The 13,119-nt window shown below is 67.7% G+C and carries 10 protein-coding genes and 1 pseudogene; 5 read left to right on the forward strand and 6 right to left on the reverse strand.

All coding sequences use genetic code 11. The features are described from left to right. Window positions 1–285: pseudogene (locus VFG33_RS34540) on the reverse strand (hypothetical protein); the annotation flags it as partial. A gap of 321 nt (window positions 286–606) precedes the next feature. Beyond that, window positions 607–2,079: an alpha/beta fold hydrolase gene (locus VFG33_RS34545; RefSeq protein WP_325057220.1), complete on the reverse strand. Its 1,473-nt coding sequence runs from the start codon at window positions 2,077–2,079 to the stop codon at window positions 607–609. 497 nt (window positions 2,080–2,576) lie between these two features. Between VFG33_RS34545 and VFG33_RS34550 the strand changes: the two genes are divergently transcribed. Next, on the forward strand, window positions 2,577–2,864 hold the full coding sequence (locus VFG33_RS34550; RefSeq protein ID WP_325057221.1) for a hypothetical protein: 288 nt from the start codon (window positions 2,577–2,579) through the stop codon (window positions 2,862–2,864). 102 nt (window positions 2,865–2,966) lie between these two features. On the opposite strand, the gene VFG33_RS34555 is transcribed toward VFG33_RS34550, so the two are convergent. Then, a complete protein-coding gene (locus VFG33_RS34555) occupies window positions 2,967–3,605 on the reverse strand; it encodes a hypothetical protein (protein ID WP_325057222.1) in 639 nt (212 codons plus the stop codon). Between the two features lie 987 nt (window positions 3,606–4,592). On the opposite strand from VFG33_RS34555, the gene VFG33_RS34560 reads away from it, so the two are divergent. Continuing rightward, entirely contained in the window at window positions 4,593–5,657 is a 1,065-nt protein-coding gene (locus VFG33_RS34560; RefSeq protein WP_325057223.1) for a phosphotransferase enzyme family protein, read from the forward strand. A 234-nt stretch (window positions 5,658–5,891) separates the two neighbouring features. Here the strand turns inward: VFG33_RS34560 and VFG33_RS34565 are convergent, their stop codons facing one another. Next, entirely contained in the window at window positions 5,892–6,590 is a 699-nt protein-coding gene (locus VFG33_RS34565) for an SDR family NAD(P)-dependent oxidoreductase (RefSeq protein WP_325057224.1), read from the reverse strand. A gap of 176 nt (window positions 6,591–6,766) precedes the next feature. Between VFG33_RS34565 and VFG33_RS34570 the strand changes: the two genes are divergently transcribed. From VFG33_RS34570 to VFG33_RS34580, 3 genes are all read left to right on the forward strand, one after another. Further along, window positions 6,767–7,774 carry a sigma-70 family RNA polymerase sigma factor gene (locus VFG33_RS34570; protein ID WP_325057225.1) on the forward strand — a complete coding sequence of 336 codons (1,008 nt, stop codon included), beginning with the start codon at window positions 6,767–6,769 and terminating at the stop codon, window positions 7,772–7,774. A 222-nt stretch (window positions 7,775–7,996) separates the two neighbouring features. Next, window positions 7,997–10,852, forward strand: coding sequence for a hypothetical protein (locus VFG33_RS34575; RefSeq protein ID WP_325057226.1), 2,856 nt, complete (start codon window positions 7,997–7,999; stop codon window positions 10,850–10,852). Next, window positions 10,849–11,328 carry a hypothetical protein gene (locus VFG33_RS34580; protein WP_325057227.1) on the forward strand — a complete coding sequence of 160 codons (480 nt, stop codon included), beginning with the start codon at window positions 10,849–10,851 and terminating at the stop codon, window positions 11,326–11,328. The genes VFG33_RS34575 and VFG33_RS34580 overlap by 4 nt, the downstream gene beginning before the upstream one ends. On the opposite strand, the gene VFG33_RS34585 is transcribed toward VFG33_RS34580, so the two are convergent. Beyond that, entirely contained in the window at window positions 11,320–12,141 is an 822-nt protein-coding gene (locus tag VFG33_RS34585; protein ID WP_325057228.1) for an alpha/beta fold hydrolase, read from the reverse strand. The genes VFG33_RS34580 and VFG33_RS34585 overlap by 9 nt on opposite strands. Next, window positions 12,138–13,119: MFS transporter (locus tag VFG33_RS34590; protein ID WP_325057229.1), on the reverse strand; the 982-nt coding region annotated here is incomplete at its 5' end. The genes VFG33_RS34590 and VFG33_RS34585, both read right to left, overlap by 4 nt.

The following is a 13,119-nucleotide window of genomic DNA, read 5'->3' on the forward strand; positions in this document are numbered from 1 at the left end:
TCCGCTCAGTGCCACCGCCTCACAGCCATCTCGAAGGACGCGCTCGTTCACCGCCCGCCACCACGGACTCCCCGGCCGGTCACTGAACGGCGCCTGCAACACACCGCGCCGCAACTCCCACCGCATCGCCGACATCGCCGCCTGGCGGTACGGAAGATGCCGAGGCGCCTTCCCGAACGGACCGTAGTAGCAGCGCTGGATCAGAGCGAGCCGACCGGACGGGTCGTCGCGGACCGCGGCGACCTGCTGCCCAGCCCAAACAGCAGCCGTCATACCAGCGCTCACCGCCACAGGATCCCATGACCTATCTGGGTGGCCGCCGGCGCCGAATCCGAGGTGGTCTGACGACGAGCCCAGTCACGGTCATGGACACGGCCATGAGCACAGGGGCGGTCGTTTTCCCCACGTGGCGGTGGTTCCACGGCCCTCGCCAGAGGGACACACCATCCACTCAGCAGTCTTCTTCGACGTTCCAGAAGGCCGCTACGACCTCGCCGTACTACCAGCCGGCCCGATCCAACTCACCGTCGACGTTGTCAGCGGCCGAGTCACGGAGGCAACCTGGCCCCACCTGTCACAACACAAGACCAGATCTGTCAACGGACGCTAGGTGGCGCAGACAGGGGCTGGCGCGGACCGCGCGGTGAGCAGGAACTGGTCGGTCGCGGCCCGCGCACAGTCCGAGGTGTAGTACGAGGTGTGTCCGTCACCGATACGGGACAGCACGCTGCTGCCGCGGATCTGGGCGGCCAGGCCGAAGGCCCACTGGTACGAGACGGACGGGTCGTGCGTGGCATGGACGAGCAGTGTGGGCACACCCTTCACATCCAGGCTGCGCTGCGGATTGGCGACCTTGAAGGGGTAGCCGATGCACAACCCGCCCTGCCAGAACTCCGAGCCACCCTGCAGGTGAGGCGCCAGCTGTCGGCCCATCTCGATCCGCTGCTGCATCTCGGCGAAGGTATGGATGTCGGCCACATAATCACCGCAGTGATTCGCTATCCGGGAGAACAGGAAGTCGGTGGGACCCCGAGGCGGCGGGAAGGCGAAGAATTGGGCGTCCCCGGCGACGGCCCGCCGGATGACCTCCGAGAACACGGGCCACGACAGCTCGCCCGCGAGCACGTTGGGCGTCTTCGCGGCCAGCCAGTTCGGCGTGTTCATCCGGATGTCGTCCCCGGTGACGGGGCGCAGGGCCCCTTCGACCGGGATCGGATTCTGGTCGGCATCCCGGACGAGCTTGTCGTAGACGGCACCGACGTCCTGGCCACGCAAGACGCAGTCGGCGGCGGTGTCACACCACTCGGCGAACCGGTCGAACGCCTCCTCCACGGTCTTGATCCCATCGGCGGTCAGTTGCACCTCTGGGCTGCTGTGGTCGAGGACCGCGTCCAGAACCATGGCTCGCGTGCGTTTCGGGTACAGCTGGGCGTACTGCGCACCGAGCTGCGTGCCGTAGGACAGCCCGAGCCAGCTCACCTTCGAGACGCCGAGGGCGATGCGCACCGCCTCGTGGTCGCGGGCGACGCTCACGGTGTCCGCGTGCAGGAACAGTGGTCCGGTCTGCCGCAGGCAGCTCTTCGCGACCGCGCGATTGTGGGCGACCATCGCGTCGAACTCCCGCTGCGTCCGCGGGAAGAACGTGTAGTCGGGGGTCAGCGCCGGTACGCCGCAGCTGATCGGGGTGCTTCCGCCGACGCCTCTCGGATCGACGCCGACGATGTCGAAGCGAGCTCGCAGCGTGGCGGAGAAGAACGTATCGGCGGCGATGACGTTGTCGACGGCGCCATCTCCCGGGCCACCGGGGTTGTAGAACAGCGTGCCGACGCGGTGAGCGGGGTCGTCGGCCGGGCGGCGAGCCACGGCCACGTTGATCTTCGGACCCTTCGGATCCGACCAGTCCGCGGGCACGCGCAGGGTGCCGCACCGGACCACTGTCGATCCCGGACACGGAGCGAAGTCGATGCTGTACGGCGGCGATGTAGCGGTATCGGACTGCGCCCCCGACACGAAGACCGTCGAAGCGATGACCCCGCAACCGAGGACGGCCACCACACGGCGAATACGTCGAATCTGCATCGGAACTCCCCACCCCGGCGACCAACCTCGACCGGAGTCCGGAACTGGCCTCACTCTGCATGGGTGGACGAAGCCGACCCATCGCCGATGGTGTCGCGCCCTTCGACCCTCCTCGCCACGCAAGGCAGTGTCAAGACGATCGTGCAGCCTCGAGCGTCGATAGTTGGAAGGACTAAATGGATCAAAGGAGAGTTCCTCTGGACATCGTCGGTCTGCCGTCCACCGATCGGTCCGTACCGGGGGCAACGGTGCGTTGCTGGCCAAGCAACTGGCCACCGTGGATCGCATCTCCGACGGCCGGTTGACGGTCGGCATCGCCGTGGGATCGCGCACTGACGACTTCGAGGCGACGGCATCGCCGTACGCCGAACGTGGAAGGCGTTCGACGCCCATCTCGCCGAGCTGCGCGCGGTGTGGGCCGGTGAGCCGCGGGGGTACGCCGGTCCGATCGGGCCGGCCCTGGTCCCAAGCCGGCGGTCCCCCGCTGCTCATCGGTGGTGGGTCTGCCGCCGCCTTCCGCCGGAGAGTACGGCGCAGGCTGGATCCTCGGCGCGGGCGGGCCGGACGCATTCGCCACAGCAGCGGACCAGGCCAAAGCATCCTGGCGCCACGCGAGACGTGAAGGTGAGCCGCGCCAGGTCGCCATCGGATACGTAAGTCTAGGCGACGACGCCGAAGAGCACGCACGGTTCACCGCAGCAGGCTGCGACGAGTGGATCCTGTTCCCCGCCAACCCCGACCTCCACCAGATCGACCTGATCGCCAACGCAACCGGCCTGACCTGAAGCAATCAGCTCGGCGTCTCGCTCGGAATAGCCTGCGATCGGTGGGCACCAACCAAGGTGGCACGACAGTTCGTTCCACCCTCTCTCTTTGTCCGCAATCACCTAGCCGACCTCGGTGACCGTGAATTTAGAACGCCCTACCCCGGTCGCGCCGGATGCCGTCTTCACCGTGACGGTCATCTGGTAACTGCCGACCGGAAATCCCTCCCAGTAGTAGCCCTCGAACGTGCATTGGTTGGTTCTTTCGTCCCAAACTATGGTTTTCGTCTCCGTGTTGTGAACCTGGGCAACGACAGTGCAGGTCTTCCCGGTGAGCTTGCCCAGGTTGGTGTATGTGGTCCACCAGAAGTTCAGTGTCACCTTCCCGGAGCCTGAGACCTTGTACATCCCCGGCCCGATCCCCTTATTGCTCTCCGCGAAACTGATGACAACCTGCTCCACCTTGAGCACCGGCGGCGGAGTCGACGGTTTGACGGGCGTCTGCGTCGGCGTGTCCACTGTCGTCACGTCCGGAGTATCGGTCGGGGTTTCGACGGGCGTCTCGGTCGGCGTCTCAGTCGGCGTCTCCAGTGGTGTATCGGTCGGCGTCTCCGGTGCCGAGGATAGCGAGGCCGACGGTTTCGGCTGCGCCGACTGCGCGTCCCCGCCGCCCAGCTGAACGGCGAACGCAACGATCGCGATCGCTGTCCCGACAACCGTCGAGACGGCGACAACGACATTCCAGCGATGGCTCATGGCCATGATTCATTCCCCCGGACAATCAGATCTCGTTGCTAGGTGAATCGTTGGTTGGGCAGCTTTGTTACGAACCTCGTCCATTGCTGACAGTTCTGCGGACTTCTCGGGCTCAATCAGGCCTTGATGTTCTCAGCGCCCGCGACACACTCGCCGCAGCCCCCTGACTGGCAACCCCGACGCCGATCGGCAGCAGAGGCGACGGAAGGCCAGCCACCGCGCCCACCGATCAGACTGCTCGGACACGCCAACGAAGCCACCGGCGTGCAACGCCGGAGGTTTGCGATGAATGAAGGTCCCCACCCCCTGAGCCGCAATAGTCGACCATTCCAGGAAACAACGCAATACCTCACCCGACTGACACAGCCGGGATGATGACGCGCCACTAAGACCATTGTTCTGTAGGGGCTGTTCGCGGGTGGCCGACCGGTGGTGCCGGTTGCCCATCTTGGTCCCGGACAGGCGATAGATACCGCATCGCCCGGCAAGCGCTAGTCGGGTACCGCCACAGCCCGATCCACCGCGGGCGAGGTGATGGCAATGCTCCTCAAGATCGTCGTCGGTCTGATCGCCCCGCTCGGTCCGCTGGTAGACAGGTTGCCGGTGAGAACAGTTCGATCACGGGAAGTGGAAGGTGCCGCGTCCGGCAGTCGGGGCTGGAACACGTCGCCCTGACTTCTTGACGGAGGAGGGTGACTTGCTTCGACCTCGATCAAGGCGCGCGGACACTTGTAGGCCGCATGTGAGTGCTCGAGGTGATATGTCGAGTCAACGGGGAGATGCCGATGGGAAGCTGGGTCGTGCTTGACAGCGTCGGGGCGAGTTGGGGAAAGTGGCGGCAACGGCGTCTGACTGGCCGCCGAGACGTGGGATGCCCGCCCCAGCCGGGGTTTCATGGTCGAAGGGGAACTTGCCCTCCCGGTTGAGCTGAGTCCGCAGGCCAACTCTCAACACCGCGTCGCTGGGGGACGAAGGTGCCAGAGGAGGCTTGTCATGACCAAGCAAGGCAGTTTCAAGAAGGTTGTCCGGCGTCACGCAGCGGACACCGGTCAGCGCTACACCGAGGCGCTCTACGATCTCGAGGGCCTCGGTGAGCGAGTTTTCCACGAGCCCGTAGCCGAGCGTCTACTCGCCCATCTCCGGGATCACTACGGCACCGACGCGGTCGCCGCGACGAAGGTCAGTCAGCACAACGACCACGTCTTCCGGGTCGACCGCCGCAACGGCGATCCGTGGATCGTGCGGGTGTTCCCTCCCGCTCGCCCGAAGGCCGGCGTCGAAGGCGATGCCGCGATCCTGAGGTTCCTGGCCCGGCAGGACTACCCGGCGGAGCGGCTCGCGGTCGATGATGCGGTGTCCGAGTTCGACGGGTCGTCGGTCCTGGTCACTCGGTTCGTCAACGGCGGACCGTTACCCAGCAGCACCGAGAAACTCGGCATGATGGGCGACCTGCTGGGACGGCTGCATACGCTGGCGCCGGATGATTCAGTCAGCCGCCCGGGTGGCGCCTCTGGAGATGACCCCAGCCGCGAGGGCAGCCCACGTCAGGACCTGATGGCAGCTCTCTCGTTCCTCGATGCAGTCGACACGAAGGTCTCAGCGGTGCATCGTGAGCGATTCGAGCAACTCCGCGACCAAGTACGCACGGCCGACTACGGCCTTGGCCTGCCCGAGGCGTTGCTCCACGGCAACCTCCTGCACAACCCCGATCACGCGCTCGTCACGGACCACGGACCGGTGGCGATCAATTGGAAGGCGTCCGGGCGCGGCCCGCGGCTCGCCGACTTCGCCTATCTGATGTGGGGAGCACCCTGGATGGAAGGGGACGGCGTCGGCGCGGCCGCCAACGCCTACCGTCGACACGTCGAGTTGACCGACGAAGAACTCGACCGGCTCGAGGCGGTGATGTACATCCGGCCGTTGTACCTGACTTGCTTCGACTACCGGCGCTTCGTCGCCAGTGGCCACCAGGCCGGCGGCAGCGAGGGATGGTGGGGCTTCATCGACCCCGAGCACATCAGCGCTGCTGCAGCCGCGACCCGAGCGGCATTGCGCTGAACAGGCGTGTTCATGGCAGCCTCTGCAGGCCGGCGGCGGTGAGTAGATAGCCCGGAGCAGTGGTCGCCGGGTCTGCCTGTACCAAGTCCACCAAGGCGGACCCGGCGATCTCGGGTGTCAACAGCTCCCCCAGTCCTTCAGGTACGCCTCCAGCGCCGGCGAAGGCCGTGGCAATTCCGCGGCCAAGACCACGGCTCGCGCCGACGACGATTGTGGTCTTGCCGGTCAGGTCGCTCAGGAGTTGACCGGCTCCGGAAGTATGTACGCTGCCATCTGGCGTTCGAGCGCCTTGGACGCGCTGTTGCGCCAGCCCTCCGCCATGGGCTCCGACAAGGGATCGGGGAAGATCTCCTCGTCCCCGTTCTCCACGCCGTCGAAGATGGCCCGAGCGACGGACTCCACAGAGGCCTTCGGGATGTCCGTCTTTGGGGCCATATCGGTGTCGACGGGGCCCGCCAGGACGGCATGGACCGCCATGCCTTGTCCGGCCAGGGCCGCGCGCAGCGACTGCGTGAGGGAGAACGCGGCGGCCTTCGAGATCGCGTAGGTCGGATCGAGCGGTACGGCGGCCAACGCGGCCAGCGACAGCACGTTGACGATGGTGCCCCGGGAACGAGTCAACAGCGGCAGGAATGCCTGCGTCGTGTCATAGGTGCCGAAGAGGTTGACGGCGAGGTGCTGCTCGAGGGCGGCACGATCGCCGAGGTCGGCGTACAGTCCCACACCGGCGTTGTTGATGAGGACATCGAGCGACCCGACGCTCTCCACGGCTGCCTGAATCTGCGCTGCATCGGTCACGTCCAGGGTCAGCGGCGTGACGCGCTCATCCGGATGGGTCAGGGGCCGGCGCGTACCGGCGTACACCCGCTTCGCGCCTCTCCTCAAGGCTTCCTCGACCAAAGCTTGGCCGATGCCGCGATTGGCCCCGGTCACCAGAACGGTTCTGTCTGCGATTGTCATGCGTATCCCTTGCTAGTTCCGCTTGTCGAAGATGCAGACATCACGGCGCCGGGAAACTGGGCGCGAGCAGGCCGCCCAGTTCGCGGCTTGAGCGGTGTCGATACTGGAGACCGGCCGGGAGCGATGACAGATGACGCGAAGGTGGAGTGGTGACAACCGACCTGATGACCAGAGCGCGGGCGGGAGACGGCAGCGCGTTCCGAGAGCTGACGGAGCCGTACCGCAGGGAGCTCCAGGTGCACTGCTACCGGATGCTCGGATCCTTCCAGGACGCCGAGGATGCCCTGCAGGACTCGCTGCTGGCTGCCTGGCAAGGCCTCGGAGGATTCGAGGGCCGCGCCTCGCTGCGTACCTGGCTGTACCGGATCGCCACCAACCGGTGCCTCAACGCGCTTCGCTCGGCCAAACGACGCCAGGCCAAGGAGTGGGACGTGCCCACGGTTGAGCCACCGGAGCCGACGCGGCTCGGCGAGATCGTGTGGCTCGAGCCCTATCCCGACGCCCTGCTCGAGGGTGCGATCGACGGACCGCTCGGCCCGGAGGCACGCTACGAACAGACCGAGGCCATCTCGCTGGCGTTCGTGACCGCACTGCAGGTCCTACCCGCTCGCCAGCGCGCCGTGCTCATCCTGCGCGAGGTTCTCGGGTACCACGCGAGCGAGGTGGCGGACATGCTCGACTCGTCCGTCGAATCGGTCAACAGCGCGTTGAAACGAGCCCGCGCGGGGCTGCGGGGCCACCTTCGGCCGACAGCCGAGCACGAGGAGCCTCCCGCTCCCGACTCGCCCGCTGAGAAGGCTCTGGTGGAGAAGTTCGTCCGCGCGTACCAGTCCGGCAACGTCACCGCACTGGTCGCCCTGCTCACCGAGGACGTCCGCGTCTCGATGCCCCCGGTTGCCCTCGAGTACCACGGCCGCGAGGACGTCCTCCGCTTCTATACCAGCATCATCCGCCCGGATCGCACCTACTCGCTCGTGCCGACGCGAGCGAACGGCCAGCCGGCGTTCGGCACCTACCTGCGAACCCCCACCGACGGCATCCGCCACGGGACCGGCCTCCTCGTCCTCACCCTCACCGGCGACCAGGTCAGCGCCGTCACCCGCTTCGACAACAGCGCGCTCCCCTGGTTCGGCCTGCCCCGATCCCTCCCGGGCTGACCGTCCTGCTGACGGCTGCCCCATCGGGCAGCAGGGAATGCCCGCGACGTCGCTCGATCGGCCGTGAAGCCGTACGGGATGCGGAGGAGCGTGACCGGTGAGTCTCGCTCGGAGGCTGATTGCGTGCGAGCACGTTGCGTTCGACCGGCACAGCATGCGGGGTGACGAGTGACCGGACACGACGTCAATGAGCCGGACCAGCGCGCCACCCACCCTGGTCCCGTGGCTGCGGCGCCGAAGAGTCAGGTGACAGCCGGCCGAGCGTCTGGTCCCACCCATCCGCTGCGGATGCTGCAGCGCGCGGCCGGCAACCGGGCCGTCAGCGGGTACGTCCAGCGCCTTGCGTCAGACAGCCCGCCAACCGCCGTCACCGCTGCGCCCCCTGGGGAAGCAGCCCGTACCAATCCCGGCCAGGCCATCACGACCGAGCAGCCCGGGGAGACCGATCGGACGGCGACGGACGGTGGGACGGAGGGCCCGGCCCAGCCGCTGTCCCAGCTGAACGGCCTCGATTCAGCCGATTTCGCCGCCCACCTTGCCCAAGCGGCTCCAGCGAGCGGCTCGGCGCTCGAGACCGAGCAGGCAGCGTTGACCGGCGAGTTGCCGTCCCGGCAGGCGCCGACCGGTCTACCTGTCGGGGAGGCGGCGCCGGTGCCGGCGCCGACCGAACCGGTTGTCGCGCCACCCCTTCCGACACCGCGGCCCGAAGCCGATGCGAGTCGGGCCGCCGATCTCGCGCACCAGGGTGGAGCCGCCGTCAGCGAGGCCGCTGCAGGTGCGCAGGTCGCCGTTCCGCCGACGATGTCCATGATCCATCCGACTGAGACCCCACCAGCCCTGCCTGCGCTCGACGTCGGGCCTGCGCCCGCAGTACCGCATCCGCCCGCGGTGATCGCGGTTGCCGGTGCCGAGCGGACGGCGCTGAACGCCTCGCTGAACACCGAGGTGCACGAGCTGACGAGCCGGGCGTTGGCGCCGGCCCTCGGAGCCAGCGCGGCACACCGGACTCAGGTCGCGACCGCCAAGGCCAACGCCCAGCAGTCGATCACGGGCGCCGAGGCAGACTCGACGTCCCAGCAGCGCGCGGCGGCCACGGCCGCCGATGCGGAGGTCCGCGAACTGCACTCGGGGTGGGAGCGGGAGAAGGCAGGCGTCATCAGCTCCCAGCACGGCCAGATCGAGGCCGAAGCCGGCCAGACCCGCGCCGAGGCCGACCGGACGATGAACGAAGCCCAGACCCAGGCCCAGGCCGCACAGCAGGACACCAGTGCGCAACGTGACGCGGAGCCCGGGCTGTGGGACCGCATCAAGTCGGCGGGCGCCAAGGTTGCGGGCGCGGTCGGGAATGTGGCGTCGGGCGCGCTGAGCCTGGTGCGTGGCATCTTCGAGGCGGCCAAGCGACGAGTGCTCGGCATGATCGCCCGGCTCGGTCAGGTCATCCGCGAACGGGTCGAGGCGGCCGTGCGGACGCTGCGCGATGGCGTACGACGGGCGGGGGCAGCGATCTCCGGTGCGATCCGGCGTGGGCGGGAACTGGTGGGGAAGCTCGCTGGCGCGTTGGCGGCGGCCGCGCGGCAAATCTGGCAGGCGGCACGGCAGCGACTCACGCAGCTATGGGGCCGGCTCACCGCGGCGGTTGGACGCGCCGTCGCGGCAGCGGCCCGGATCGCCAAGCGGATCGCCGACGGGCTCGGCAAGGTCAAGCAGATCGTCAAGCTGCTGGGCAACAAACTGCTCGGGTTCATGGCCGAAGCTGTCACGAACCCCGAGGAGAAGGTGGGCAAGCCGCTCGTCGCCATCGCCTCCCCGTTCGCAGCGAGCGTGCCGGGCAAGGCCGAGGAGATAGGCAAAGAGAAGGCGCAGGGCGGGCCGGACGTCGCGGTGGCGACGCCCGTCCAGCGCCAGGCCGTACCGGGCCCGCCCGGCGAGACCTTCTGGCAGGGCGTCGGGCGGCACGCCAAGGCGGCGGGCAACGCGTTCCTCGAACACTGGGTGATGAACCTGCTCAAGGTGGTCGCGAGCATCCTGGCCTTCCCCGTCGCGGCGTGTATGGAGCTCCCCGCGCTGTGGAAGGAACTGGTCGGGGTCTTCAAGCCGGAGCCCGGTGGCGCCGACCGGTTGGACCATCTCCTGGGGGTGTTCCGTCAGCTGGTGAACATCGCGGGCCTCATCGTCGCCGGCGTCGGCGTCTGGGCGTTCCTGATCGGCTTGGTGTTCCCACCTGTCGAGCCGTTCCTCGGGGCCGGCTACTACGCGATCAGCCTCGGCGTCCTGGTCGCCGACGCGGCCGTCGCCGCTGCCCAGCTGGCCAACGCGTACATGGGGGCCTCGCATGCGACCTCGCCCGAGGCTCGCGAAATGTACCTGGAGATCTTCTCGAGCAGCCTGATCGGCGCGGCGATCACGGCCGTCATGGTGGCGATCGGGGCCGCGGCCGCGTACCTGGCCAAGGTGTTCCGCGGTTTCCGGGCAGGAGCGGCGGCGGCCGCCGGTGAAGGGGCCAGGCTGAAGGTTGGCAAGGGCGAGGCGATCGGCGAGCCCGCGGCGACCGACGTCGGTGCGAAGGGCGGGCCGGAGCCTCGGCCACGGGAATGGCCGTACAGCAACCCGCCGAACATGCGCACCGTTCCGCCCGGGACCCCGCTCGAACTCAAGTCGCTCAACCCGAACACGAAGTACCTCTGGGTGGTCGACGCCGAGGGCAACTTCAAATTCGCGCCGGAGAGCCAGAGCACCTCGGACTTCATGAAGCCGCTACCACCGGACCGGGAGTTCAACATCAAGCACGGTGACCTCCAACCCGGCGAAGGTGGCACCGCCCGGGGCCCTGCCCGCGCCGGAGGCGAGTTGCACAACATCCGCAGCGCGGACGGTACGCCGAGCGACATGTGGTGCATCACCAATGACTCGAGCTACACCTTCCGCAGGGTGGACGCGAACGGCAAACCGCTCCCGTGGGCCCCGGCGGAGAGCGTCGAGGCGGTCCGCCAGCACCTGATCGACGGCGGCACGCCTGGTGAGAAGCTGGTGACGACCGATGTACTGGCCGCCGACCGATTGAAGAGAGGTGTGCCGTGACCGACGGACGCGCTGGTCTGGGTCAAGCCGCACGAGCCCTCCTCGATTCCGGCTCCTCGCAGTACGCCGAACTGACGCCGGCAGAACTCCGGGAGGGCATCGTCGAGCTTGTCGCCGGACAGGAGTCGGATTACCTCGAGTACGAGATGCTCGAAATCGATATCGCTCTCGTCCGGGCCATGCGCCTCGAGATCCCCGACCTCGACGGCCGCCTGATCGAATGGTTGGGCGACCGACCCTCGACGGCGCGGCTCGGGGTCACATGCCGAGCGCTCTGGCAGTTGTGGTCCCCGGCCAACCCGCATCCACCCATCGATCCGGCTGCGGTGCGACGCCTGATGGCTGCGGCAGCGCAGGTGGCTATCGGTATCAACGAGGTCGGCGCGTACCGCGCAGCCCTGGGGTTCGCCGCCGACCAGATCGACGACCCCCGAACCCTTGCGGCGATCGACCAAGAAGTCACCCGCTTACAGTGAGTCCAGGAGTTCCTCGATGGCCGCAGAACAGGATTCGGGCTTGTCCAGCGGTACGTGATGGTAGGCGCCGGCAACCGGTACGCGCGGTAGCGGCCTCGCGAGGCGGTTTTGGACGTAGTCCAGGGTTTCGGCGCCGACGAGTGGGCTTTGCTCGCCGTGCACCATGCCGATCCGACAGCGAATTTGCGGGAGTTCCTCGTGCAAGGCCTCGTTGGTGATGCGCTGGCGTGCTCTTGGGTCGAACTTCCACGCCCAGCCGCCCGCCACCTCAGTCAATGCGTTGCGGGCCACGAGTCTGAGGAGTCCGGCCTCCGCCGAGGTAGCACCGGGCCGCAAGCGGAACCGGGCCAGTGCGTCCTCGAGGGTGGGATAGACCTTGTGCCGCGACCTCGGCTTGTCCCCGGGGTCCCAGGCCTCCCCCGGCCGACGGAACGCTGAGTCCACCATCACGAGACGGTCGAGGACATCAGGCCGGTGGGTCGCGAGGAAGACCCCCACCTTGCCGCCCATGCTGTGGCCGACCAGGTCGAAGGTAACCCAGCCCACTCGCGCAGCGATCTCCGCCAACTCCGCTACCCAGATCTCTGCCGAATACTGTTCCCGGTGACCGCTGTCGCCGTGGCCGCTGAGCTCGGGGACCACAACGTCGTACCGCTTGGCGAGCAGCGGAGCGACCGCTGTCCACCACCCGGCGTGAGCCCCACCGCCGTGCACCAGCATGACGGGAGGACTGCCGGCGCGGCCGAGCCGGAAGTACCGGACACTGCACCCCTGGACGGTCACACTGTCGGCTTCCGTCTCGAACATCGTCATCCGAGCCTCCGCAGGCTCGGCACCCACAGCGCCACCCCGATCAGCAGGACGGCGGCGGCGAATCCACTGATCGTGGTCGACGCCGAGACACCGATGGCGTCCGCGGCCAAGCCGTGTCCGATGGTCGCGATCGGGAGGATTCCGATCGCGAGGCCTTGCAGCCCCATCGCCCGGCCGCTCACCCCCGGCGGCGCCAGCATCAGCAGCAAGGTGCTCTGCATGACGCCGAACGCGGAGCTGGCCAGGCCGATGCCCAGCATCAGCAGCATCGACAACGGCACCGACGTCGACATCGCGAACAAAGCGAACAGCAAGCCGAAGGCGCAGGTGCCGAAGATGTACAGCTTCCCCTTGAACGCGAAGTCTCCGAGGGTGGCGATCAGCAGCGAACCCACCAGCGCTCCCGCACCTCCCAGTGTCATCAACAACCCCAGGCCGCCCGCGTCGAGCAGCAGGATGTCCTTCGCAAAGACGGGCATGAACGCCTGGTAGACCGGCCAGAGGAAGATGTTCGCGGCGAGGCTGATGAATAGCACCGCTGCCATCGTCCGGTGCGACAGCACGATGCGGATGCCCTCCAGCAGATCCGCGATGGGTGAGGCCCGGCCGGCCACCACCGTCCGCCGGCCGACGTGCCGGATCGGCCACAGGGTGGCGAAGGAGATCACATACCAGGTCGCCGAGACCCACAGCGCCGTCGATACCCCCAGCGTGCTGATCATCACCGCGCCCAGCGCGGGCCCGATCACCTGGGTCATGTTGAGCGCCACCGTGTTCAGGGCGTTGGCATTGCTCAAGTGACGACGATCGACGATGTCGAGGACCAGGGTGAACCGGGCAGGCTGGGCCGGCGCCTGTGCCAGTCCGATCATGAAGCCGGCAACGACGATCTGCCAGTAGGTGATGTCGCCCAGCATCACCAGGATCGCGACAGCCGAGACCGCCACCAGTTCCCAGACCACCGTGCCGAGCAGGAAG

The organism is Kribbella sp., assembly GCF_035687465.1.
Classification (GTDB): Bacteria; Actinomycetota; Actinomycetes; order Propionibacteriales; family Kribbellaceae; genus Kribbella.